General features: G+C 60.9%; 21 protein-coding genes. 9 read left to right on the forward strand and 12 right to left on the reverse strand.

From position 1 onward, the window contains the following. Window positions 1-65: 65 nt before the first annotated feature. From gcvPB to NE637_RS14890, 5 genes are all read right to left on the reverse strand, one after another. The gene (gene gcvPB / locus NE637_RS14870; protein WP_227119465.1) at window positions 66-1,514 is read right to left on the reverse strand and encodes an aminomethyl-transferring glycine dehydrogenase subunit GcvPB; all 1,449 of its coding nucleotides are present in this window, start codon (window positions 1,512-1,514) and stop codon (window positions 66-68) included. Continuing rightward, window positions 1,511-2,842, reverse strand: coding sequence for an aminomethyl-transferring glycine dehydrogenase subunit GcvPA (gcvPA, locus tag NE637_RS14875; RefSeq protein WP_227119464.1), 1,332 nt, complete (start codon window positions 2,840-2,842; stop codon window positions 1,511-1,513). The genes gcvPB and gcvPA overlap by 4 nt, the downstream gene beginning before the upstream one ends. Before the next feature lie 229 nt (window positions 2,843-3,071). Then, window positions 3,072-3,458 (reverse strand): glycine cleavage system protein GcvH, encoded by a 387-nt coding sequence (gcvH, locus tag NE637_RS14880; RefSeq protein ID WP_022659599.1) that lies wholly within the window; start codon window positions 3,456-3,458, stop codon window positions 3,072-3,074. Window positions 3,459-3,555: 97 nt separating this feature from the next. Then, complete coding sequence (gcvT, locus tag NE637_RS14885) at window positions 3,556-4,638, reverse strand: glycine cleavage system aminomethyltransferase GcvT (protein ID WP_227119463.1); 1,083 nt, start codon at window positions 4,636-4,638, stop codon at window positions 3,556-3,558. Window positions 4,639-4,889: 251 nt separating this feature from the next. Beyond that, complete coding sequence (locus tag NE637_RS14890) at window positions 4,890-5,723, reverse strand: TatD family hydrolase (RefSeq protein WP_192113376.1); 834 nt, start codon at window positions 5,721-5,723, stop codon at window positions 4,890-4,892. A 172-nt stretch (window positions 5,724-5,895) separates the two neighbouring features. Here NE637_RS14890 and NE637_RS14895 point away from each other — a divergent pair, with 172 nt between their 5' ends. The 9 genes from NE637_RS14895 (at window position 5,896) to NE637_RS14935 (ending at window position 16,107) form a co-directional block, all read left to right on the forward strand. Next, window positions 5,896-6,852, forward strand: coding sequence for a UDP-glucuronic acid decarboxylase family protein (locus NE637_RS14895; RefSeq protein WP_192113375.1), 957 nt, complete (start codon window positions 5,896-5,898; stop codon window positions 6,850-6,852). Between the two features lie 14 nt (window positions 6,853-6,866). After that, on the forward strand, window positions 6,867-8,927 hold the full coding sequence (locus NE637_RS14900) for a proton-conducting transporter transmembrane domain-containing protein (protein ID WP_227119462.1): 2,061 nt from the start codon (window positions 6,867-6,869) through the stop codon (window positions 8,925-8,927). Continuing rightward, window positions 8,924-9,871 carry a respiratory chain complex I subunit 1 family protein gene (locus tag NE637_RS14905; RefSeq protein ID WP_227119461.1) on the forward strand — a complete coding sequence of 316 codons (948 nt, stop codon included), beginning with the start codon at window positions 8,924-8,926 and terminating at the stop codon, window positions 9,869-9,871. Before NE637_RS14900 ends, NE637_RS14905 begins: the two co-directional genes overlap by 4 nt. Next, entirely contained in the window at window positions 9,868-10,491 is a 624-nt protein-coding gene (locus tag NE637_RS14910) for a hydrogenase-4 component E (protein ID WP_192113372.1), read from the forward strand. Before NE637_RS14905 ends, NE637_RS14910 begins: the two co-directional genes overlap by 4 nt. 9 nt (window positions 10,492-10,500) lie before the next feature. Next, window positions 10,501-11,997, forward strand: a complete 1,497-nt coding sequence (locus NE637_RS14915) for a proton-conducting transporter transmembrane domain-containing protein (RefSeq protein WP_227119460.1) — start codon at window positions 10,501-10,503, stop codon at window positions 11,995-11,997. A gap of 59 nt (window positions 11,998-12,056) precedes the next feature. Next, complete coding sequence (locus tag NE637_RS14920) at window positions 12,057-13,604, forward strand: hydrogenase large subunit (protein ID WP_227119459.1); 1,548 nt, start codon at window positions 12,057-12,059, stop codon at window positions 13,602-13,604. Window positions 13,605-13,613: 9 nt separating this feature from the next. After that, a complete protein-coding gene (locus NE637_RS14925) occupies window positions 13,614-14,369 on the forward strand; it encodes an NADH-quinone oxidoreductase subunit B family protein (RefSeq protein ID WP_227119458.1) in 756 nt (251 codons plus the stop codon). A 215-nt stretch (window positions 14,370-14,584) separates the two neighbouring features. Further along, the gene (locus NE637_RS14930) at window positions 14,585-15,496 is read left to right on the forward strand and encodes a Tim44 domain-containing protein (RefSeq protein ID WP_192113368.1); all 912 of its coding nucleotides are present in this window, start codon (window positions 14,585-14,587) and stop codon (window positions 15,494-15,496) included. Window positions 15,497-15,711: 215 nt separating this feature from the next. After that, on the forward strand, window positions 15,712-16,107 hold the full coding sequence (locus NE637_RS14935) for a PaaI family thioesterase (protein WP_192113367.1): 396 nt from the start codon (window positions 15,712-15,714) through the stop codon (window positions 16,105-16,107). 259 nt (window positions 16,108-16,366) lie between these two features. Here the strand turns inward: NE637_RS14935 and NE637_RS14940 are convergent, their stop codons facing one another. The 7 genes from NE637_RS14940 to NE637_RS14970 form a co-directional block, all read right to left on the reverse strand. Next, window positions 16,367-17,581: a hybrid sensor histidine kinase/response regulator gene (locus NE637_RS14940; RefSeq protein ID WP_215648059.1), complete on the reverse strand. Its 1,215-nt coding sequence runs from the start codon at window positions 17,579-17,581 to the stop codon at window positions 16,367-16,369. A gap of 223 nt (window positions 17,582-17,804) precedes the next feature. After that, complete coding sequence (locus NE637_RS14945; RefSeq protein ID WP_192113365.1) at window positions 17,805-18,278, reverse strand: response regulator; 474 nt, start codon at window positions 18,276-18,278, stop codon at window positions 17,805-17,807. Between the two features lie 39 nt (window positions 18,279-18,317). Further along, complete coding sequence (locus tag NE637_RS14950) at window positions 18,318-18,983, reverse strand: sensor histidine kinase (RefSeq protein ID WP_192113364.1); 666 nt, start codon at window positions 18,981-18,983, stop codon at window positions 18,318-18,320. Continuing rightward, window positions 18,980-19,375, reverse strand: coding sequence for a response regulator (locus NE637_RS14955; protein ID WP_192113363.1), 396 nt, complete (start codon window positions 19,373-19,375; stop codon window positions 18,980-18,982). Before NE637_RS14955 ends, NE637_RS14950 begins: the two co-directional genes overlap by 4 nt. 1 nt (window position 19,376) lies before the next feature. Continuing rightward, entirely contained in the window at window positions 19,377-21,137 is a 1,761-nt protein-coding gene (locus NE637_RS14960; RefSeq protein ID WP_215648109.1) for a sensor histidine kinase, read from the reverse strand. Window positions 21,138-21,229: 92 nt separating this feature from the next. Beyond that, entirely contained in the window at window positions 21,230-21,658 is a 429-nt protein-coding gene (locus NE637_RS14965; RefSeq protein ID WP_227119457.1) for a DUF1634 domain-containing protein, read from the reverse strand. A gap of 37 nt (window positions 21,659-21,695) precedes the next feature. Continuing rightward, window positions 21,696-22,826 (reverse strand): sulfite exporter TauE/SafE family protein, encoded by a 1,131-nt coding sequence (locus NE637_RS14970; RefSeq protein ID WP_225530046.1) that lies wholly within the window; start codon window positions 22,824-22,826, stop codon window positions 21,696-21,698. Window positions 22,827-23,131: the final 305 nt, after the last annotated feature.

A 23,131-nucleotide genomic window follows, 5' to 3' on the forward strand; every position in this document is an offset into this window, starting at 1 on the left:
CCCCCCCCCCCCCCCCCCCCCCCCCCCCCCCCCCCCCCCCCCCCCCCCCCCCCAACTTTATTCCACTACCCCATATCTTCCGTCAGCACCATCTGACGCGCGGCGGCGGTTTCATCCAGACGGCGCACGGGCAGGTTGGTGGGCAGTTCCTGAAGAGACTGCGGATCAGCCTTGCCCGTGCGAATGATCTCCTTCAGGGCTTCGACGTAACCGTCCAGAGTTTCCTTGCTTTCCGTTTCCGTGGGTTCGGCCATGAGGCACTCGTGCACGATGAGCGGGAAGTAGATGGTGGGCGCATGAATGCCACGTTGCAGCAAGGCCTTGGCGATATCCAGAGCGCGCAGGCCCTGCGGTGCGGAGGCCACGAATTCGTGCGCGCAGAAACGATCCTTGAAGGGAATCTCCAGCACGTCCTCAAGCTTTTTCTTGAGGTAGTTGGCGTTGAGCACTGCGTATTCAGAGGCGCGGGTGAGTCCTTCGCCGCCGAGGCGCAGCATGTAGGCCAGGGCTTTGATGACCACGCCAAAGCTGCCGTAGAAGGGGCCGATGGGGCCGATGGTCTGCGGCAGGTTGTAATCGAGGAAGAAGCGCCCGTCAGGGTGCTTTGCCACGCGCGGGGCGGGCATAAAGGGCAGAAGCTTGTCGCTCACGCCCACGGGGCCAGCGCCGGGGCCGCCGCCGCCGTGCGGGGTGGCCAGGGTTTTGTGCACGTTGAGGTGCACCACGTCAAAGCCCACGTCGCCCATGCGCATCTTGCCCATGATGGCGTTCATGTTTGCGCCGTCATAGTACAGCAGGGCATCGACCTTGCGCAGTTCGGCGACGATGCGGGGCAAGTGCACTTCCATGAGGCCGAGGGTGTTGGGGCAGGTCATCATGAGGCCTGCCACATCTTCGCCGTGTTCGGCAATGGCAGCCACAATGGCTTCGGGATCCACCATGCCGTCGCGCGATTCAATGTTGATGGTGTCAAATCCGGCAAGGGCGGCGGAGGCAGGGTTGGTGCCGTGGGCCGCATCGGGGATAAGCATTTTTTTGCGGTTGCGTCCCTTGGCCTTGTGGTAGGCGGCAATGAGCTTGACGCCGGTGAATTCGCCGTTGGCCCCGGCCATGGGCTGGAAGGTAAAGGCCTTCATGCCCGTGAGCTCGCAGAGCAGGTTTTCGGCTTCATACAGGCATTGCAGCGCGCCCTGGGCGCAGTCGGCGCCGCCCTCAAGCTGGGCCATCATGGGGTGCAGATGGGTAAAGCCCGGCAGTGCTGCCACGTATTCCATGAACTTGGGATTGTACTTCATGGTGCAGGAGCCAAGGGGGTAAAAATTGGCATCCACGCTGTAGTTGAGCTGTGAAAGCTGGGTGAAGTGGCGCACCACGTCCAGTTCCGAGCATTCGGGCAGACGGGGAGCTTTTTTGCGCAGCAGGTCTGCGGGCAACATGGCCTCAGCCTTGGGGGCAGAGCTGTTCAGGCAGTAGGCGGTGCGCCCGGAAACGGATTTGGCGAAAATGGTTTTCACAGCAGACCTCCCATGATTTCGGCCAGCTTGTCTATCTGGGTGCGGTTGTTGGCCTCGGTGCACGAGAGCAGCAGCACGTTTTCCATGCCGGGATAATGATGGCCCAGCGGATAACCGGGCACAACACCCTTCTGCGTCATGGCCTTGACCACTTCGGCGGCGGGCATGGGCAGGCGCAGGGCCACTTCCGAACCGTAGGGGGCGCTGTTGAGCAGTTCCACGCCCTTGAGGCCGGTAAGGCGCTCCACAGCATAGCGGGCAAGCGCCATGTTGTTTTCGGCCACGCGGGTGAGGCCCTGCGGGCCAAGCAGGCTCATGTGGATGAGCGAGCGCAGGGCGCAGAGAGCCTGATTGGAGCAAATGTTGGATGTGGCCTTGGCGCGGCGGATGTGCTGCTCGCGGGCTTGCAGGGTCAGCACGTAGCCGGTTTTGCCGTCCACATCGGTGGTGCGGCCCACAATGCGGCCTGGGAACTGACGGATGTGCTCCTTGCGGCAGGCCATGAGCCCGAGGTAGGGGCCGCCGAACGAGAGGTTCATGCCAAGGCTCTGGCCTTCGGCCACGGCCACGTCAGCCCCCATTTCGCCAGGGGTTTTGAGCACGGACTGCATAACCGGATACACGGAGATGACGCCAAAGGCCTTGTTGGAACGGGCCTTGGCAAACAGGGCCGTGTAGTCCGCCACTGCGCCGAAGAAGTTGGGATTCTGCACAATAACGGCAGCGCATGTAGCGTCGGTGGCAGCCATAAGGGCGTCCATATCGCTGCAACCATTCTGCTGGGATACGGTCTTGATTTCCAGATCAAGGCTCGAAACATAGGCCTCCAGCATGGAGCGCCAGATGGGGTTGACGGCTTCGTCCACCACCAGCACGCGGCGGCGCGTGGAGCGCACAGCCATCATGGCGGCTTCAAAAATGGCGGTGCCGCCGTCATACACGGAGGCATTGCCGCAATCCATTTCCATCAGGCGGCTGACGGCGGTCTGGAACTCAAAAATGGCCTGCAGAGTGCCCTGCGAGCATTCTGCCTGATAGGGCGTGTAGGCGGTGTAAAATTCGCTGCGGCCAGAAAGCGCGTCCACAGCCTTGGGGATGTCGTGGTTATAAAAGCCTGCGCCGAGAAAGGACACATGACCGGGGCAGTTTTTGGCTGCCAGCTCTTCAAAGTGTCCGCAGACTGCGGCTTCGCTCTGCCCCTTGGGCAGATCAAAGCTCTGGGGACGCATGCTGGACGGGATGTCGGAAAAAAGCTCATCCAGACTGCGCACGCCAACTACGGAGAGCATTTCATGCAACTCTTCCGGCGTATGGGGAATATATGGCATACTAGCTCCTTGCCGCCGGACACGTTGTACCGCTTGTGCGACGGCAGCCGCTGTGAAAGGGACTCCGGCTGGAACCCGCCGTTGTACAGCGCGGCTCCAGCCGGTGCGAAAGAAAAAATTTCAGGCTGTTACACACTCGGTGCAAAAGTTTGCCCGCGCGCAGGCAGCCCAAAATCATACAAGGGTAACGTGGTTAAACTGCGCTACCCACGTCAAACGGCATGCCTGTCTAGTGTTTCTCGGTGGCGCAATGAGCTTCGTAAGCCGCCGCGTCCAGCAGACCGCCGGGCTTGTGGGCCAGCTTGACGCGCACAATCCAGCCCTCGCCAAAGGGGTCGCTGTTGCAAAGCTCGGGGGTGTTTTCCAGAGCTTCGTTCACGGCTATCACTTCGCCCGAAACGGGAGAAATCAGGTCGCTGGCGGCCTTGACCGATTCCACAGAGCCGAATTCCTTGTCTTCAGAAAGCTGGTCGCCCACAGGGGGCAGTTCCACGTAGGTGATATCGCCAAGGGATTCCTGAGCAAAGCTGGTGATGCCGATAACGGCCTCGTCCCCTTCAATGCGGGTCCATTCGTGGCTGGTGCTGTACAGAATATCGGCGGGATTGGTAGCCATGTGCAAACTCCTGAAAAATAGGGTTCAATCGTTATAAAAGTTACGCTGCTCTGAGTGAGGTGCCGTGGGATGCGGCCCTCACAGATCAACGACCGTATCAGGCCAGTTTTTTACGCGCGGTGCCTTCGGTGTAGAACGGCGCTTCAACCCGCGCGGCGGGCAGCTCCGTTCTGGCGGCACGAACCACAAAATTTTCGGCCCCGGCATGCGCGGCCTTGACCCAAGCAAAAGCGATCACATAGCCCAGCGAGGGCGCAAACGAACCGCTGGTCACGTGGCCCACTTCCGCGCCGTCAGCAAGGGCAACCACATCGCCGTGACGGGCGGCGCGGCGGCCATCAATGCGCAGGGGCACCAGCACTTCGGCAATGTTCTGCGCGCCTTCGCGGCCCACATAGTCGGCGGTGCTGGTCATCATGCGGCCCATACCGGCTTCGGCGGGGCTGTGATTCTCGTCCAGATCGTGCCCGTACAGGGGCAGGCCAGCCTCAAGGCGCAGGGTATCGCGCGCGCCAAGGCCTATGGGCTTGACGCGTTCGTCAGCCAGCAGGGCGTTCCAGAAAGCTTCGGCTTCAGAGGCGGCGATGTACAGCTCGTAGCCCAGCTCGCCGGTGTAGCCGGTGCGGCTCACCAACAGGGGCGAACCCTGCCAGGTGGTTTCACGAAAGCCAAAGTACCCGAGGTCATGAAAATTCTGGGCCAGCAGCTTTTCGAGCACGTCCAGAGATTCCGGCCCCTGGAGGTCGATCTTGCCGGTTTCTGCGGAAATGTCGGTCATCTTGACGCTTTGGGGCAGGCGGGCGCGCAGCACGGCAAAGTCGTTGGCGGCGCAGGCGGCGTTGACCACGGCCATGAAGGAATCAGGGCCGAAACGGTAGATGATGCCATCGTCCAGCACGCCGCCCTTTTCGTTGAGCAAAAAGCCGTAGCGGCACTTGCCGGGGGCAAGGGTCTGGAGATTGTGGCTCACGGCCTTGCTCAGGGCTTCGTCCGCGCCGGGGCCTTCAATAAGGAACTCGCCCATGTGGCAGATGTCAAAAAGACCTGCATGCTGGCGGGTGTGCTGATGCTCGACAATAATACCCTCATACTGGATGGGCATAAGCCACCCGGCAAAGGGGGCCATTTTTGCGCCATGCGCCTCGTGCCAGGCAGTGAGGGGGGTACGCAGATCCGACATGGAATCTCCTTGAAGTTGGGCAAACAGCTTGCGCTGACGCTATAGAGGACGCGCCAAGGCTGCCCTGCCGCTGCAATGCGCTGCGGCAGGCCGGACCAAGCGCGGACAACCACCGAAAATATTTATCAAAAACATTACCAAGCCACCGTTTCGAGCGGCTTTGGACATGGTATCACTTCTGCCATGTGGACACAAGAACAGACCCGTGCAAGGCCAGCCGCGCGGGCGGGGCTGGCGGGGTCAGCACAGCATCATTCCTGCGCTGGCAGGCCGAAAAACCGGCGGGCATTGTCGCCGCAGGTACGCCAGAGATCTTCAGGGTTTTCTCCCCGCGCTTCGGCCATGGCCCGCACGGTAAACACCGTATAGGAAGGCTCGTTGCGCTTGCCGCGCCAAGGCAGGGGCGCAAGATAGGGAGCGTCGGTTTCCAGCAACAGACGGTCGGCGGGAATAAGAGCCACGGCCTCGCGCAGGGCCTCATTGGCCTTGTACGTGACCGGGCCGGGAATGGATATGTGCCAGCCGTTGCTCAAGATGCGCCGCGCTGTTTCCGGCCCCTGACCAAAGCAGTGCCACAGGAGGGGATACCCGGCAAAGCCCTCGGCCTCCAGCGTCATGAGAGTTTCTTCCTCTGCATCGCGGCAGTGAATGACCACCGGACGTTCCACGGCGCGCGCCAGAGCAAGCTGATCGCGCAGGGCCTGATACTGGATTTCCCTCGGGCAATCCGGCCAGTAAAAATCCAGACCGATTTCGCCCACGGCCTTGAGCCGGGAATCTTCGGCAAAGGCGGCGCGCATGGCGGCAAGGCGCTCCTGCGTACACTTCTGCCCATCGCAGGGGTGTACGCCCATAAGAAAAAACACCTCGGGGTGAGCATCAAAATAAGCCCGGCGGGCATGATACTCTTCCGGCCCCAAAAAAACGTTGCCCACCTGGGCAATACCTGCCGCGTGGGCGCGTTCAAGCACGGCATCGCGATCCGCATCAAATTCCTGACCATCAAGGTGCGCGTGGCTGTCCACCCCGGCAAGGGGCAGGGCCAGAGTCAGGGGATCAATGCGGACGGCTGATTTTTTCGACATGGCTTACCTCGCGGCCGATACATAGCAACGGGCGCAGGCGAAAGGCAAGGGGCAAGTCACGGGCAGCAGACACCCCCACACCCAACCGCCATTGCAAAGCCCGGACAATGGGGCTATGCTTTGGGGGATTTGCCAGTTTTTACTGGTTTCCTATACTTTTTTCGGGGGAATCATGCATCTCCGCAAACGCATTCTTGTCACCGGCGGTTCCGGCTTTTTGGGTTCGCAACTGTGCGAACGCCTGCTCAACGAAGGGCACGAAGTGCTCTGCGTGGACAATTTCTTTTCCAGCGCCCGCGCCAACGTGGAAGCGCTCATGGATAACCGCAGGTTTGAGCTTATCCGCCACGACGTGACATTTCCCCTCTATGTAGAGGTGGATGAAATTTACAATCTGGCCTGCCCGGCCTCGCCCATCCATTATCAGCACGACCCGGTGCAGACCATCAAGACCTGCGTACACGGCGCCATCAATATGCTGGGTCTGGCCAAGAGGCTTGGCGCGCGCATTTATCAGGCATCCACCAGCGAAGTGTACGGCGACCCCGAGATACATCCGCAGCAGGAAAGCTATTGGGGCCATGTGAACCCCAACGGCATCCGCTCCTGCTACGATGAAGGCAAGCGCTGCGCCGAAGCCCTGTTCTTTGCCTACTGGCGGCAAGGCAACCTGCCCATCAAGGTGGGACGCATCTTCAATACCTACGGGCCCAAGATGCACCCCAACGATGGGCGCGTGGTCTCCAACTTCATCATTCAGGCGCTCAAGGGCGAAGCCATCACCATTTACGGCGATGGCTCCCAGACCCGCTCCTTCTGCTATGTGGACGACCTTGTGGAGTGCATGATCCGCTTCATGGCCTCGCCCGATGATTTTGTGGGCCCCATGAACATGGGCAACCCCGGCGAGTTCACCATCCGCGAACTGGCCGAAAAGGTCGTGGAAATGACCGGCAGCAAATCCGTGATTTCTTACGAACCCCTGCCCTGCGATGACCCCAAGCAACGCAAGCCCGACATTACCCTGGCCCGCGAAAAGCTTGGCTGGGAACCCAAAGTAGCTCTTGAAGAAGGCCTGATAAAAACCATCGCCTACTTTGAAAAGCAGCTGAAAGACGGCCTGGCGTAGGTATTCCGGCAGTCATGTTCCTTTTTATCACGGCCATCGGCATATTGGCGGCAACAGCCGCCCTGTGCGCACTGCTGGCCGTGCGCCCGCCCTCAAAGGCAACCGGACGCGCGGCCAATGCGGCTGGCGTTATCGGGGCCTTTGCGGGCTGTTTTGTCGGCTTGTGCGCTCTTGCTTCCGGCCCATGGGCCGGGCAGGAGAGCCTGCGCCTGCCTCTGGCCTTGCCCGTGGGTTCCTGCGCCCTGGGCATGGATGCCCTGAGCCGCCTGTTTTTGCTGCCAGTGTTTGGTCTGGGTTTTGTCTGCGCCGCCTCGGGCGGCATTGCCCTGCGGCATGAAGAACCAGAACGCCACAATCTTGCGGCGCACTGGTTCTTTTTTCATATGCTGCTGATCGGCCTTGCCCTGGTAATGACCGCGCGCGATGCCGTGCTGTTCATGCTGGCGTGGGAAATCATGTCGCTGGCGCCCTTCTTTCTTATTGATTTCAATGACGGCGACAGCAAGGTGCGCGACGCTTCATGGGTCTACCTTGTGGCTGCCCACCTGGGCGCTGTGGCCCTCATGGCCTTCTTTACCCTGCTGTGGCAGGTCACGGGCGACACTTCGCTTGACGCCCTGCAAGGTGGGGCTGTGCTTGCGCGGGTGCTTGAACAGGCGCAAGCCTATTCCGGCCCCGGCCTGCTTACGGCTCTGTTTGTGCTGGCTCTGGTCGGTTTTGGAGCCAAGGCGGGCCTTGCCCCCCTGCACGTATGGCTGCCCGAGGCGCACCCTGCCGCGCCAAGCCATGTTTCGGCCCTGCTCTCCGGGGCCATGATCAATGCAGGATTTTACGGCATGATCCGTAGCGTGGGCATGCTGGCCCCTGCGGGCGCGGCACCCGAATGGTGGGGCTGGACATTGCTTCTGCTGGGCCTTGCCACCGGCCTCATGGGAATTTTAAAAGCCACGGCCCAAAGCAACCTCAAAAGGCTGCTCGCCTATTCCAGCGTGGAAAACATGGGCCTGATGGTCATGGGGCTGGGTGCAGGGCTCATTGGCCAGAGCTGCGGCAATGCGTGGATTGCTGTACTGGGATTTTCCGGCGCGCTGCTGCACATGCTCAACCACTCTGCATTCAAGGGGCTGCTGTTCCTGTGCGCAGGCGAAGTGCTGCACGCCACAGGAACCGTGCGCATGCAGCATCTGGGCGGGCTGCAAAAACGTTTGCCCCTCCTTGGCGCGGCCTTTGCCATAGGTGCGGCGGCCATTGCCTGCCTGCCGCCTTTTAACGGATTTGCGGGCGAGCTTGTGCTGGGCCTTTCCCTGCTGGACGGCCCCGCGCTTTTTGGCGTGGAGCGACAGGTGGGCCTGCTGCTTGCCCTGGCGGGCCTTGCCTGCATCAGCGGCCTTGCGGCAGCCCTGTACGCCAAGGCCTACGGCATCGCCTTTCTGGGCGAGCCGCGTTCCGGCTTTGCCGCCAGCGTGCATCCGCTTTCCTGGCGCACGCTCTGGCCCCTTGCCCTGCCCGCCGCTGTGTGTCTGGCGGGTGGTCTGGCTGCCCCCTGTTTTTTTGATCTGGCAGCAGGGGCGGCGCAAAGCGCCCTGCCCTTACCTCCGGCATTTCAACAGGCTGGTCTGGCTGGCTTGGCTCAGGCGCATACAAGCCTTGCAGCCGTGGCAAAAATCGGCGGAGCCGGGCTTGGACTGGCCCTGTTTATCCTTTTTGTCCGCCGCTGCCTGCTTAAAAAACGCGCTGTAGAATCCATGCCCACATGGGGCTGCGGCTTTCAGGGCGGATCTGCCCGCATCCAGTATACGGACGCGGCTTTCTCCGAGCCCACGGCAAAAATTTTTGCTCCAGTCATGGGCCTTAAAACCCGCCTACAACTGGATGAAGGGCTGTTCCCCAAGGGCGGACAACTGAGCGTCACCGCGCCCGACCGCCTGCGCAGCGGCCTGTTTACACCGCTGTTTACGGCGGTGGAAAACCTGTGCAATGCCTGCAAGGTTATCCAGCACGGCAAAATCCACCTGTATATTTTGTACATTCTCGCCACTCTGGTGGCTCTGCTTGTGTGGGGGCTGCACTCATGAAAGCCGGGCTTGCAGTCTATTTTACACAGTTTGCCCTGTCCCTGATTCTGGCCCCCCTGCTGCCCGGCATCATCAACCGGGTCAAGGCCAAATTTGCCGGACGCCACGGCAAGCCCGTGCTGCAAACCTACTATGATATCGCCAAGCTGCTGCGCAAGGGCGAGGTGATCAGCCGCACATCCACATGGATATTTGCAGCCGCCCCCTCCATATCCCTGGCAGGCGCAATCTGCGCGCTGGCCCTGCTGCCCCTCGGCGGCGCGGTTTCGCCACTGGCCTTTGCGGGCGACTTTGTGCTGGCAGCCTATCTGCTGGGCATGGGGCGCTTTGCCGTCATGCTTGGCGCGCTGGACACAGGCTCGGCATTTGAAGGCATGGGCGCAAGCCGCGAGGCCACATTCTCCGCCCTCGCGGAACCCGTATTTTTTCTTGCGCTCATGGTGCTCACGAGTCTGTGCCTCGGCCTTGGGCACGGCACGGAAACGGCCTTCAGCCTCTCCACCATGTTTGGCGGGCAAACCGCCGGGGCATGGCTGACAGGCAAGGGCGAGCTGCTGCTCCTGCCCGTGATCTTTTTTGTGCTGCTGCTGGTGGAAAACTGCCGCATCCCGGTGGACGACCCCAACACGCACCTTGAACTGACCATGATCCACGAGGTCATGGTGCTAGACCATTCCGGCCCCAATCTGGCCCTGATACTCTACGGCGCTGCTCTCAAACTATGGTTTTTCGCCGCGCTGATAGCAGGCCTGATCACTCCTGCTCTGCCCCTGTGGGAGCAACTGGGCGTGCGCCTTGGCATTGTGCTGCTTCTGGCCGTGGTTGTGGGCATTGTGGAATCCATCATGGCCCGCCTGCGCATGGAGCGCGTGCCCTTCCTGCTGGGCGCAGCAGCGGGCATGGGCATGCTCACGCTTATTCTGACCCAGGCGAGGTTGCCATGACCACGCTTTTGCAGTCCTGCCTTTTCCTTCTGGTATTGAGCAATTATCTGCTGCTCGGAACGCGCCGCGTTGCGGGCATGACGCGCCTGACAGCCTTTCAGGGGCTGCTGCTGGCGGCCCTGCTGCTGAGCCTTGACCACGCGCTGCTGGCCGGGGCCGTATTGCTGATCAAGGGCGCGTTGCTGCCCGGTCTTTTGTGGCGCACCCAAAAACGGCTGCCCGCCGACGCCCTGATCTGCCCCGCCCGCCGCGTGGGTTTTGGCGTGCTTGCAGGCATGGCCGGCCTGGTATTTTCCATCTGGCTGGACGGCAAGCTGGTCATGCCGCTGGGGCTTTACCCGCCCTTGCTGTTGCCCACAGGGCTGGCAACATTATTCTGCGGATTTATCCTCATTGTGGGGCGCATCAAGGCCATCACCCAGGTCATCGGCTATCTGGTGGCGGAAAACGGCATCTTTCTGCTGGGTGTGCCGCTCATGACAGGCGGCACGGTGTGGTTTGAACTGGCCCTCCTGCTGGACGTTTTCGTGGCTGTCTTTGTTATGGGCATAGCCATCAACCATATCAGCGATTCCTTCGCCTCCATTGATGTGGCACGGTTCCGCAGCCTCAGGGATTAGGACGAGAGCATGCTGACAGCACTTCTTTTCATACCCCTGTGCGCAGGCTGCATCATGCTGCTCTGGGGCCGCGCCGTCATCTGCCGCCTTGGCCTGCCACTCACGGCACTGGCGCACACAGCCCTTGCCGCTTCAATTGCCGTCAAGGTCGCGCGCGGAGAAGCCCCCTCTGAACTTGGCGGCCTGCTGGCCCCGGACGCTCTGGGCGTGCTGTTTCTGATGCTGGCGAGTCTGCTGTTTCTTGCCGCGTCGTTCTATGCCGTGCATTACCTGCGGGAAGAAGAACGCATCGGCGAGCACACCAATATTCTGGATCACGGACGCTTCACCAATGCGCCGGAGCGCCGCTTCACAGCCTGCCTGTGCTTTTTTCTCGGGGCCATGACGCTTGTGACCATCACGCCGCATATGGGCGCGCAGTGGGTGGGCATTGAGGCGACCACGCTTTCAAGCGCCCAGCTCATTTATTTTCACCGTCACAAGAGTTCGCTGGAAGCCACCTGGAAGTACCTGATCATATGCTCCGTGGGCATTGCCCTGGCTCTTCTGGGCAACATATTGCTTTCCGTGTCGTTCCACGGTGCGGAAGGCGCCACTGGCGCAGCAGACGGCATGGATCAGGTGGGCTGGTTTGTGCGCAACGCGGCCCTTGCCGAACCCACGTGGCTCAAGGCGGCCTTTGTTTTTCTGCTGGTGGGCTACGGCACCAAGATGGGCCTCGCCCCACTGCACAACTGGCTGCCCGATGCGCACAGTCAGGCGCCTTCGCTGGTTTCGGCCCTGCTTTCGGGCGCGCTGCTCAACTGCGCCATGCTGGGCATGCTGCGCGGGCACCAGATCATGCTGGCTGCGGGGCTTGGGGGGCTTTCGGGCGGCATGCTCACGTTTTTTGGTATTCTTTCGCTCATGACAGCCGCCATCTTTATTGTGGGGCAAGGCCACTACAAGCGCATGCTGGCCTATTCCAGCGTTGAGCACATGGGCATTCTGGCTCTGGGCATTGGCGTGGGCGGCGTGGCAGTGCCCGGCGCAATGCTGCATGCGGTCTGCCATTCGCTCACCAAGTGCATGCTCTTTCTGCTTTCTGGCAATATCCTTGCCCGCTACCACACCTATTCCAGCTATGATGTGCACGGCATGCGCTGGACCATGCCCGCTACGGCGGCGCTTTGGACAGCAGGATTTCTGGCTGTGGCCGGTTCGCCGCCCTTTGGGCTTTTTGTCAGCGAGCTGCTCATATTCAAGGGCATGCTGGCGGCTGACCTGCCCTGGCTTTCCGCCGGATATCTGGTGCTGTTGGCCATAATATTTGTGGGGCTTTCCGTGTCGGTTCTGCGCATGGTGCAGGGCAACCGCCCCGTGGATCTGCCGCCCGCAAACTCCGAGCCAGTGTTGAGCGTCCTGCCGCCTCTGGTGCTGGGGCTGACCGTGCTGACTCTGGGCCTGTGGATTCCCGACTGGCTGTGGAATTTTCTTAACCGCGCCGCTGCGCTCATAGGCGCGTAAGCGCCAAAGGCTGATGCCAAAACCCACCGGGTTTTGCGCTGCCAACGGTGAGAGGGCCGATGCTATTCGATTACCGCGATACCGTGCCGCTGTCGGGCATGCCCCCTGTTTCTGTTGAAGAACTGGGAGCTTTTGTGCGCCGCTACATTGCCGAAGGCTGGCGTCTGCTGGCCCTGTTCGGCCTGCCGGAATCTTCGGACGAAAACGCCCCTGCGGGATTGTGCTGCGTCCTGGCTCAGGACAGTTCGCACTATCTTGCCGCCATGCGCACCGCCCCCTTGCAGTCCTATGCTTCCATGACGCCCGTTACGCCTCAGACACATCTGTTTGAACGCGAAATATTTGAACAATGGGGCATCCGACCTGAGGGGCATCCATGGCTCAAGCCTGTGCGCCGCATCCCGGACGCCGCCGAAGCCAATGCCAGAACGCAGGCCGAAGGCGGCTCGCTTGCCGCAGCGCCTGGCCAGGCTGCCCAGCCCTATCCCTTCTACAGGGTTGAAGGCGAAGAAATCCACGAAGTTGCCGTTGGCCCCGTACATGCCGGGGTTATTGAGCCGGGGCATTTCCGCTTTCAGTGCCACGGCGAAAACGTGCTGAACCTTGAGATTGCTCTGGGTTATCAGCACCGTGGACTTGAGCGCATGCTTGTGCGCGGCCCCCTTGCCCGTTGCCTGCCCCTGCTGGAATGCGCCGCAGGCGATACAACCATAGGCCATGCCACGGCCCATTGCGTACTGGTTGAACGCATGGCGGGCTGCGTGGTCGGCCCGCGCGCGCACCGTCTGCGGCGGGTGGGCCTTGAACTTGAGCGCCTTGCCAACCACACGGGCGACCTTGGGGCCATTGCCGGGGATACGGGCTTTCTGCCCACCGCCTCGTGGAATGGCCGCATACGCGGTGATTTTCTCAACACTACGGCCTGCCTGTGCGGCAACCGGTTTGGCCGGGGGCTGCTGCGCCCCGGCGGCACGGCCTACGATCTTGACACGGACGGCTGCGCAGACATGCTTGCGCGCCTCAAGGCGGCAGGACGAGACGTGCGCGGTGCTGTGGACGTGATGCTGCATACCGAGAGCGTGCTTGAGCGCCTCACGGGTACGGGCTACGTCAGCAGGGAAAGCGCCCAGAATCTCGGCCTGGTGGGCATGGCCGCACGGGCCTGCGGGCTCAAGGTTGACGCGCGTTTCCACTTTCCCCTTGCCGATCTGCCCACCAGGGACTGCGCACCACGCGTTGAAACCACGGGCGACGTCCTGGCCCGCACCCTCGTGCGCAGCAAGGAGATTGACGATTCCCTGCGCCTGCTCGAGGCAGATATTTCCACTCTCGCCAGCCTGCCGCCCCTTGCGGAACAGCCAGACGCCGAGGCCCTTGCGTCCCTTCCGCCCGATACCCTCGCCGTATCACAGGTTGAGGGCTGGCGCGGCGAAATCTGCCACGTGGCTGTTACCGGGCCTGACGGCAGATTTTTGACCTACAAGGCCATCGATCCTTCGTTCCACAACTGGCCCGGCCTTGCCATGGCCCTGCGCGGCAACCAGATTTCCGACTTCCCGCTCTGCAACAAGAGTTTCAACCTCTCGTACTGCGGACACGATCTGTGAGGCTTTGACATGCTGCGTATTATCAAGGAACGCCTGCACCAGAAATACCGCACGCTGGATTACCCCAATCGCCAGCCTGCGCTCTCTCCCCGGTATCTGGGCAGGCCAGAACTTGCGCAGGTTTCCTGCGGATCGTGCCGCGCCTGCTACGCGGCCTGCCCTGCTGGAGCCCTGCTGCCGACCGCTGGCGCGGGAGACGGCACCCCCACGCTGGACATGGGGCGCTGCACCTTTTGCGGCGCATGCCGTGCCGCCTGCCCCAAGGGTGCCTTTACCTTTACCGGGCAGCACCGCATGGCGTCCTTTACCCGCGAAGGCCTGCTCGTGGTTCCCGGTCAGCCTTTTGCAGAGCAGCCCACGCCGTCCCGGTTTTCCCTGTTCCGCCGCTCGCTCAAGCTGCGGCAGGTCAGCGCCGCAGGCTGCAATGCCTGCGAGGCCGACAGCAACGTGCTCACCACTCTGGTGTTTGACCTTGGCCGCTTTGGCATTGATTTTGTGGCCTCGCCCCGCCATGCCGACGGCATTGCCGTAACCGGCCCGGTTTCAGAAAACATGCGGCTGGCCCTGCTTGATACCTTCAAGGCGACTCCGCAGCCACACATTGTTATTGCCGTGGGGGCCTGCGCTATTTCCGGGGGGCTGTTCCGCGAGAGCGAGCAGTGCAACCGTGGCGTGAGCGAACTGCTGCCCGTGGATCTGTACATTCCCGGCTGCCCGCCCAATCCGTGGACAATTCTTGACGGTCTGACCTCGTTGCAAAAATAACGCCCCCAAGCTGCCGAATTTGCTGATTTCAAACCCGCCACGATACTTTTCCGACCACGCCGCAGGGAGCAAAAAACCGCTCCCCTTGCCGCGTTTTCCCCAGACTTGCCTTAATCTGCATAATGATTATAGTAGATAAGGCTTGTACAGAAAGTACTACCCGGTCATATCGCCACTCAAGGAGATGACCAACACCGCCCTTATGGGAGATGTTCATGCAAATAAAAGCTTTTTTGACGATTCTTGTTCTGCTTTGCTGTTCGCTCATGTTCACCCTGTCTGATGACGCACTTGCAGCTCGTCTTGGCGGCGGTGGTTCTTTTGGCAGCAAACCCTTTATGAGCACGCCTGCGCCCCGTCCGCAGACCACTTTCCAGAATAAGCCCAGCGCCGCTCAGCCTCAGGCACAGGCGGCCCCTGCCGCGCGTCCCGGCGGTATGTTTGGCGGCATGGGCGGCCTCATGGGCGGCCTGCTTGCCGGTACGCTCATCGGTTCGCTCTTGGGCGGTCATGGTTTTGCTGGCGGCGGCTTTATGGACATTCTGCTCATCGGCCTGATGATTTTCCTTGGCCTCAAGCTTTTTGCCGCCTTTCGCGGCTCGAGGCCCGCGCAAGCTTCCGCAGGCGCGCAAGGCGCACAGGGCACGCAGCCCGAAGCGGGCATGATGCGTAACGACAGCGCGAGCAATGGATGGGATGCCCTGCGTGGTCAGGGCGGCGCTGGCGAGGCTGAAACCCCCGGCCCGCAGATTCCCATGCCTCCCGGTTTTGATGCCGACGAATTTCTGCGCGGGGCCAAGATGGCTTACACCCGTTTGCAGACGGCCTGGGACAAACGCGACATGAACGATATCTCGCAGTTTACCACCGAGGCCGTGCAGAAATCGGTACGTGAACAGATGGAAGCCGACCCCAAGCCGAGCACCACAGAAATTCTGCTGGTCAATGCCCAGTTGCTGGGGGTTGCCGATGAAGGTCAGGAACAGTACGCTCAGGTGTTCTTTGACGTGCTCCTGCGTGAAAGTCCTGACCAGCAGACGCCGTCCTCTGCGCGCGAAGTGTGGCACTTTATGCGCCCCGTGACAGGCGGCAACTGGAAGCTGGACGGCATCCAACAGGTAGAATAGACAAGATATTATGCATTTGCACTGATGCAACGCGGGCTGAAAGCCAAGGCCTTCAGCCCGTTTTCTTTCGCAAGAGCAAAACAGCCTTGAGAATGCGTATTCTCAAGGTTTTTTAAACGCCAACTCTGGCGCGGTGGTGCGGCAACAAGGCATACGCCTTGAGGCAAAGCCAACTCACGCAAGCGCCAGAGCAAGGGATACGTGTGGAGATGGAAATGAAAAACTACGTGGAAAAGCACGACAAGCTGGTGCGCTATCTGGATATGACCATTGAAAGCGCCACGCCGGAATATGCCAAGGTAACCATGCCTATCACCGAAAACCACAAAAACGGCATGGGCATGGCCCACGGCGGGGCCATCTTTGCCCTGGCCGATGTGGCCTTTGGCTCTGCCGCTAATGCGGGCAAGGATTACGGCGTGGTAAGCCTGAATACCACCATTGAATACCTGCGCCCCGGCAAGGTTTCCCCCCTCACGGCGGAGGCCTTTGTGGTGCGCAACGGCAAGCATATCCTGAATTATGACGTAAAAATTTACGACGGTTCAGGCGACCTTATTGCCAAGTGCGTTGCCGCCGGTTTTCAGACAGACGTGCTGCTGCCGGATTAATTCATTTCTTAATCACGCAGAGTCCCCGCCCCACTATCCTGACCGGGCAAGAGCAAAGCGCACAACGACATTAACACAAAGCCCCTGCCGGAGGAAAACCCTGCGGCAGGGGCTTTGTGTTAGTTTGCAACAAAAGAATTGCCCCTTGCCGAACCCTTGGCAAGGGGCTTCCACCGTAAACGCTTGGGGCGCATGGAGGTGATGCAGGGCGCAAACGTCAGATACAGAACCTTGCGCACAATATGAAAAATTCAATGCGTTATGCTTTGGCCTTGGGAGTTGGGTGTTCTCCCAAAGATTCCGCCAGAGGCAGGCTGAGGCAAAATTCCGCCCCGCCATCAGCCGCGTTGGCTGCTGTCAGCTCTCCGCCCCGGGCGTGCGCCAGGGAACGGGCCACCGCAAGCCCCAGGCCCACGTAGCGGCCAAGCGTCTTGCCGCCGGATGCATGCGCGGCAACAGGGCTTTGCAGGGCGCGCGTGCTGAAAAAAGGTTCAAATATGTGCGGCATGATGTCGGGCGCGATACCTGGGCCGTTGTCGCGCACCACAAGGTCATACCAGTCCTGCCCCTGCGCATCGCGTCTGGTGCTGGCGGTCAGGGTGATCAGACCGCCGGGGCGCTCTGCCGCTCCTGATGCGGAATCAGTATCACTGAGCGCATCCAGCGCGTTTTCCAGCAGGTGCAGGCATATCTGCTGCAATTCAGGGGCAGACCCCAAGGGGCGGGGCGCGCCTTCTCCCTGCGGCACTCGTACATCGCAGCGCACATGGGCGCTTTCCATGCGTTCGTGCAGCAGGCGCAGCACCTGGGCCACATCCGCAGCCGCATCAAGCGCGCCCACACGGGGGTCGAGCCCGTGCCCGACCATGAGCAGCTTGCGCGTAATCTCGCGCACCCTCAGGCTCTGCGTCCTGATGGTGTCCACAGCCTCGCGCACTTCGCCGATATCCGGCAAAGCTTCGGCTTCCGGCTCTTCCAGACAGTCGCGGATCAGGCCAGCGGCCTGCACCATGATATTCAGCGGATTGTTGACCTCATGGGCCACGCCTTCCGCTACCCGGCCAAGGCTGCGCCAGCGGGCTGCCTCGGCCAGACGGGCTGCTTCCTGCCGTGCGCCTGCGCGCTCCGCCGCCTTGCGACATTCCGCAAGGATGCCGTCCATGCCCACGGGCTTTGAAAGCCAGTTCAGCGCGCCGCGCCGCATGGCCTGCACGGCCTTGCCCATGTCTCCAGCGCCGGAAAGCATCACGACATCTGTCTGCGGGTAGTGCTCGCGCAGAATTTTCAGCAGATCCACGCCGTCCATACCCGGCAGCCCCACATCAAGAAATATGAGGTCTCGAGGGCCGCGCGCCAGTTCGGCCAAGGCTGCATCGGCATCCTGCGCGGTTGCGGTTTCGTAGCCGCGCAATGCCAGACGTTCGGCCAAAGGCTCAGAAAAGGCAGGTTCGTCATCCACAACAAGCACACGCATGGCGAACTCCTATGGCGAACCGCTGCCGCCCGGGCAGTTTCAAAAAAACGCCCATGGGCAATTAACGCATGGATCAGCCGCCTTGCGGCGGGCAAGACCAGCCATCGCCTGTTTTATGACAGGGAGTTGGGACAAACCCTGCAAGAGCGTTTCGTGCAGAAACCCCCTTGTCGCAGGCCGGATGCGCTCCATCCGGCCCTCCCGGCCAAAGCTGCACCAGCGCCTATTTACCGTGCTCTTCCAGCACGTCCTTTTCGTTCATGACATCGCGGGCGGAATCAAAGTCCCCGCCTTCGGCCAGAGAAACAGCCACCATGGCGTTCTCAAGCTTGTCGCGGTAGGCCATGCGAATGCTGTTGAGCAATTCGTCAATGTCCATGGGCTTTCTGAGGAAGTTGTACGCGCCCATGCGATAGGCGGTCTGTTCTTCAGCGTCGCCGCCGTGGCCCGTAAGAATGATGACCTGAACCTGCGGATTGCTCTTTTTGACGTTGCGCAGCACTTCAAAGCCGTCCATGCCGGGCATGCGCAGGTCAAGCACGATAACGTCGGTGGGCTGCTCCACAGCCTTGAGGGCCTCGGGGCCGTCATAGGCCACCCGCGCTTCAAAGCCGCGCATGGCAAGGCGCTCAGACAGCGTGTCCACAAACTGCTTTTCGTCGTCCACCAGCAGGATTTTGATGTCTTCCTTGGTCATGGAATACTCCTTGAAGGCCCGGCAACATGCCGGCGCCGGTTATTCGCCTTCGCTATCGCAGGCCGAAATGGAAAGGAAAAATCTTGGCCCGGCGTCTCGCCAGGGCATAAGCACGGCGCGCCAACCGGGGCGCATGCCGTCCAGCATGGGGCTGCCCGTCATGGCCGCCAGGGCCATCTCGCGGTTGGCCCCTTCCAGTGCTTCTACAATAATGCCTTCTTCCTTCTGCCGCCGCCCGGCGGTGAGGCGCAGGTTCACCTGCCCGCCCACCGAGGCGCAGAGGTCAAACACTTCCAGCAGAGACCGCAGCACAGCCAAAGGCGGCACATTGGCCCACACGGGTTCTTCAGTTTCGCCGCTGGTCAACTGTATCTGCGCCGCGCGTGCCTGACGCGCCGCCAGCAGGCAGAAACTGCGGCTTACCCGCGCAAGATCGCAGGGGCCAGCGCTGCCGGGTTCCATGCCACCAGCCTGAGCCATAAAGTCCATGGCTTCGGAAAGGGCCGCACCCTGAATAATGGAACGCTGCACTTCACTCAATGCCGATGAAAGCCGCTCTGCCCCCGGCGCGGCAACAGTCTTGCCGCCAGCCAGCGTTGCCAGATCCTGCGCCAGCCCGGCAGATTCACGAATCACGGCCAGCACGTTGCGCATGTCGTGAACGGCGGAAGCCAGCAGGCGGGCCATGCACTGACTCTCATTCATGACTTGCCTCCGTTGGCTGAGCATTCCTTGCCTTCACGCACGGCAGCTTGCAGCGTTTCCAGAAAAACATTGAAACTCAGCGGCTTGGTGAGGCAGGCAAAGGCCTGCGCCACAGGATTTGTGCCGTTGTCGTCCACGGCCTCGTGCCCTGTGAGCAGGATAACCGGCAAATCAGGGTACAGAACCTTGAGGCGGCGCAGCACTTCATCACCCGACAAGCCGGGCATGAAGAGATCAAGCACCACAACATCGGGTTTTTCCGGCGTGGCGGCCTGGAGGGCGCTGATGCCGTCATAAACCACATAGGGCGCAAAGCCGCGAAGCGAAAGACGCTCTGCCAGGGTATCGACAAATTCCTTTTCATCGTCAGCCAGAAGGATGCGTAATGACATTCTACACCTCCACCGCGACATCTGGCGGAGTAAGCGGCAGGGTGATGCTTATGGTGCTGCCCCGCCCTTCTTCGCTTTGCACGTGAATTTCGCCGCCAAGCTTGCGCACGATGCCGTAGGTGATGAACATGCCGAGCCCGGTTCCCTTGTCTTTTTTGGTGGAGTAAAACGGCTCAAAAATATGCCGGAGCACTTCGGGCGACATACCCTTGCCGTTGTCCTGCACACTCACCAGCATCTGCCCGTTCTGGCTTTGACAGCGTATTTTAACAAAACGCTCTTCGCCCTGCGGAGTCTGCGTGCTCCCCTCGCCGCCGGCCAGCGCGTCCAGCGCATTGCCCACGATATTGAGGAACACCTGCTGCAACTGGCCTCTGTCGGACACGATTTCCGGCAGGTTAGGCGGCAGTTCCGCTTCAAGTTTGACGCCCCGGTTTTTGGCTTCGCGCTCAAGAAAACCAAGGGTTTCTGAAATAACTTCTTCTATGTGCAGAGCCTGGCGGTTGGCTTCCATGCGGCGGGCAAAGCCCAGCAATCTGTGGGTAATGCCTCGCGCGCGTTCCACTGTGCTTTCAATGCCTTCCAGCAGAGCGCAGAGCCTTTCCTTGTCCTTGCCGTCGCCGCACACCTTGCCCATGCTCAAAAGATCCTGGGCAAGCCCCGCCTTTTCGTAAATGACGGCCAGCGGATTATTGACCTCGTGGGCCACGCCCGCAGCCAGCCGCCCGATGGACGAAAGCTTCTGGTTGTGCTCCATCTGGGCAAAAACAGCGACCCGGCGTTCATCGCTGGCCTGCAACCGGTTTATAAGCTGCTGCATGAGCAGATTAGAAACCATAAAGATCAGGGCAATGCCGCCGCACAAGACCAGCAGCAATTCCGTGCGCAGGGCCAGCCAGGGGCGGATGGCGTCTTCCGTGGGCTTGACGGCCAGCAGCATGAAATCCGTGCCTGCCAGCGTGCACGAGGCCACCATGAGCTGCCTGCCCTTGGGGTCGGTAATACGGCGCACCACTGTTTCGTGCGAGGCCGGGGGCAAATCCATGGGCAGTTTTTCCAGCGCCTTGCCGAAAAGATTGGAATCCGTTTGCAGCACGCCTTCCGTGTCCACAAGAAACACGTCAGTATCATGCTCCGGCCCAACGGTGGATACAACCTGCTGGATGCGCAGGGTATCTGTGGCCACGCGCAACGTCCATGAAACGCCGTTTTCTTCAAGCCTGTGCACTGCCACGACAAGGTGCGGATACCCGCGATACCCCAGAATTGCGTTGCTGAGGTAGCGCCCCTTTATCTCGGTGTCACGCAGCCATGGCTTGCCCGCGTAATCCACTCCCTTGAGCTTGTACGGCCCCACATAGCCAACCTGCTGGCCGTCCGCGTCCACCAGGCCCATATCCACAAAGCCCTGATACTCACTCTTGAGGGCCAGAAACACGCGGTTGAGAGTCCGCTCGTCCAGCAAATCCTTGAAGGTATACGCGTGGGCCAGAAAACTCACCGTGGAAACACGCTCGCCAAGGTACAGTTCCAGCGCCGCCTGCGATTTGCGGGCCAGGGCGTATACCGGGCTTTCCAGTTCGCGCTCAAGGGTACGCATGTACTGCACATGGCTGATGGCCGAAAGTAGCAGCAGCGGCGTAACCGAAACGGCCACCATGAGCACTGTCATCAGCCGCCGCAGCGAGCGGTACCGGGCCGGAGACACCGCCTCCGGAACTTCCAGCAGATGCGCGAAGTAGTTTTTTATCGTGGCAAACATGTGCCCTCCAAGGTCTGCGCCGCCGTCAAGCCCGCTGGTGCGGTTCAGCTCCACGGCGGCACGTTCCCCGGCCCCGTAAGGCAAAACCCCGACTAGTGGCCGCCAGCCACCAGAACGCCCGAAGCCGCAAGGCTGAGCACCAACACTTCAAGCACGGCAATAATCGTCATAATCCACTGCTTCTGGCGCACAAGACTGATCGCAAGCTGCACAAAGCAGATGATGGTGAGCGCCGCAAGAAAAGCGATACCAATGAAATTGCATATATCGCCCTTACCCACAAGGGCAAGCCAGCCCCAACCTTGAGGAATATTGCCCGCAGCACGGTAGGCGGCTGCGTTCTGCGTCCACAGGTGCGGCATCTGGTCCAGAGGGATCTGCGGCGTCAGTACGCCAAAAATATAGAGCGCGTAGGTAACTAGCATTGCCACAAAGCCCAGCAGCGCGCCGTAGAACAGGGTGTCTGCATAGCGCAGTTGCGCGGGGGAGGCCTTTATGTCGTTCTTCAGATCAGTGGTCATTGTTTTCTCCCTTCAGTTCAAGCGTATCCAGTTCGGATTACCAGCCGAGGCCCTTCATGAGGGCCTTGGCCCCAGAGAAGAAGAGCACGCCAATAACCATGTAGCGGATGAACTTGGGCTTGGCCTTGGCAAGCAGCCGCACACCCACCACAGAACCCAGCATGAGGCCGACGATGGAAGGAACGGCCATGAGCGGGATAACGCAGCCCTGGTTCAGATACACCCAGGCGGCAGACGTGTCGGTAATGGAAAGCAGGAATTTTGAGGTGCCCACGGCCACCTTGAGAGGCGCGCCCATGAGCAGGTTGAGCACAGGCACGTTGGCCCAGCCAGCGCCAAGGCCGAACATGCCAGCCATGATGCCGATGGCGATGAACAGCAGCAGGCCAGCCAGGGTGCGGTGAGTTTTCCACTCCACCACTTCACCAGTGCTGGGTTCAAGGAAAACGCCGTTCATGCCGAGCGCAAGGCCTATGGCATCCTGCTTGGTCACTACAGGGCGCACGGAATTTTTGGAAAGCAGCAGCAGCACGGCAATGCCAAGGATGGTCGCGCCAAGGCAGGTCTGAATGACGTTGGTAGGCAGCGCCAGGCCGAGCATGGCGCCCACGATGGCGCAGGCAGAGGCAATCAGCGCCACAGGCAGAGCCAGACGCAGGTTGGCGAAGTTACGCCGCAACAGACCGGGGCCAGCGGCCAGCGCTCCCGCAAGGGCCACCAGCAGGCCAGCGCCCCGCACAAAGTCGAGGTGGAAGGGGAAAAACCCGCTCACCAGCGGCACAAACAAAACGCCGCCGCCCACACCGGCCATGACGGCGATCACGCCGAGGATAAAACAGAAGAACAGCAGGGCCAGCGGCCAGTACCACCACGGATGGTTGTCTACAGCCACCGCTTCAGGCGCTTGCGAAGCAGCAGGAGCGGCTTCAGCGGGCGCGGCCTGCACCGAAGTATCGGCGGCAGCCACAGCCACAAAAGACTGGGCCTGGGTTTGAGCGGCATTTTCAGCCTGCGCCGTTACGGCGGCCTGAGCAGCCGGAAGTGCCTCAGCGGCCTGCGCCGACACCGGACAGGCAAGCCAAAGGCACAGTGCCACGGGCAGCAGAATGAACTTCACCACAAAATTCTCAGCCCCGCTCTTCGGGGTTCTTTGGAAATCAAAAGCCATTGTTTCCCCCTTGCGGCCTTTTGCCGACGCAAGTTTATTTACTGTCAGCCCAAGGTAGGTCTCAACGGACTTGCGCGCTATCAGGAGAATCCTGATTTGTGAAATAATGACTAAGGAATTTCCCCAGAGGGGTAAGGGGGGAATTTTGCCTGGCGGCGGCGAGGATCATCCTTTGATTTTTGCTGCCCTTCGGGCATGTAATTCCGCCGTCCGGCGGAGTTTGGGACGCCTGCGCGGCGCGCGGCAAGGTGGGGCCGGTTATGGGGCTACGCCCCCTTCTCGGCCCCCCTTGCATCCCCCCCGAA

Origin of the sequence: Desulfovibrio desulfuricans (genome assembly GCF_024460775.1) — a bacterium.
GTDB lineage: Bacteria > Desulfobacterota > Desulfovibrionia > Desulfovibrionales > Desulfovibrionaceae > Desulfovibrio > Desulfovibrio desulfuricans_E.

Bases quoted from the DNA above. Each gene is read 5' to 3' on its own strand.
- gcvPA (WP_227119464.1), bottom strand. From the start codon at position 2,842: ATGCCATATATTCCCCATACGCCGGAAGAGTTGCATGAAATGCTCTCC.
- gcvH (WP_022659599.1), bottom strand. From the start codon at position 3,458: ATGGCTACCAATCCCGCCGATATTCTGTACAGCACCAGCCACGAATGG.
- gcvT (WP_227119463.1), bottom strand. From the start codon at position 4,638: ATGTCGGATCTGCGTACCCCCCTCACTGCCTGGCACGAGGCGCATGGC.
- NE637_RS14890 (WP_192113376.1), bottom strand. From the start codon at position 5,723: ATGTCGAAAAAATCAGCCGTCCGCATTGATCCCCTGACTCTGGCCCTG.
- NE637_RS14895 (WP_192113375.1), top strand. From the start codon at position 5,896: ATGCATCTCCGCAAACGCATTCTTGTCACCGGCGGTTCCGGCTTTTTG.
- NE637_RS14900 (WP_227119462.1), top strand. From the start codon at position 6,867: ATGTTCCTTTTTATCACGGCCATCGGCATATTGGCGGCAACAGCCGCC.
- NE637_RS14905 (WP_227119461.1), top strand. From the start codon at position 8,924: ATGAAAGCCGGGCTTGCAGTCTATTTTACACAGTTTGCCCTGTCCCTG.
- NE637_RS14910 (WP_192113372.1), top strand. From the start codon at position 9,868: ATGACCACGCTTTTGCAGTCCTGCCTTTTCCTTCTGGTATTGAGCAAT.
- NE637_RS14915 (WP_227119460.1), top strand. From the start codon at position 10,501: ATGCTGACAGCACTTCTTTTCATACCCCTGTGCGCAGGCTGCATCATG.
- NE637_RS14920 (WP_227119459.1), top strand. From the start codon at position 12,057: ATGCTATTCGATTACCGCGATACCGTGCCGCTGTCGGGCATGCCCCCT.
- NE637_RS14925 (WP_227119458.1), top strand. From the start codon at position 13,614: ATGCTGCGTATTATCAAGGAACGCCTGCACCAGAAATACCGCACGCTG.
- NE637_RS14930 (WP_192113368.1), top strand. From the start codon at position 14,585: ATGCAAATAAAAGCTTTTTTGACGATTCTTGTTCTGCTTTGCTGTTCG.
- NE637_RS14935 (WP_192113367.1), top strand. From the start codon at position 15,712: ATGAAAAACTACGTGGAAAAGCACGACAAGCTGGTGCGCTATCTGGAT.
- NE637_RS14940 (WP_215648059.1), bottom strand. From the start codon at position 17,581: ATGCGTGTGCTTGTTGTGGATGACGAACCTGCCTTTTCTGAGCCTTTG.
- NE637_RS14945 (WP_192113365.1), bottom strand. From the start codon at position 18,278: ATGACCAAGGAAGACATCAAAATCCTGCTGGTGGACGACGAAAAGCAG.
- NE637_RS14950 (WP_192113364.1), bottom strand. From the start codon at position 18,983: ATGAATGAGAGTCAGTGCATGGCCCGCCTGCTGGCTTCCGCCGTTCAC.
- NE637_RS14955 (WP_192113363.1), bottom strand. From the start codon at position 19,375: ATGTCATTACGCATCCTTCTGGCTGACGATGAAAAGGAATTTGTCGAT.
- NE637_RS14960 (WP_215648109.1), bottom strand. From the start codon at position 21,137: ATGTTTGCCACGATAAAAAACTACTTCGCGCATCTGCTGGAAGTTCCG.
- NE637_RS14965 (WP_227119457.1), bottom strand. From the start codon at position 21,658: ATGACCACTGATCTGAAGAACGACATAAAGGCCTCCCCCGCGCAACTG.
- NE637_RS14970 (WP_225530046.1), bottom strand. From the start codon at position 22,826: ATGGCTTTTGATTTCCAAAGAACCCCGAAGAGCGGGGCTGAGAATTTT.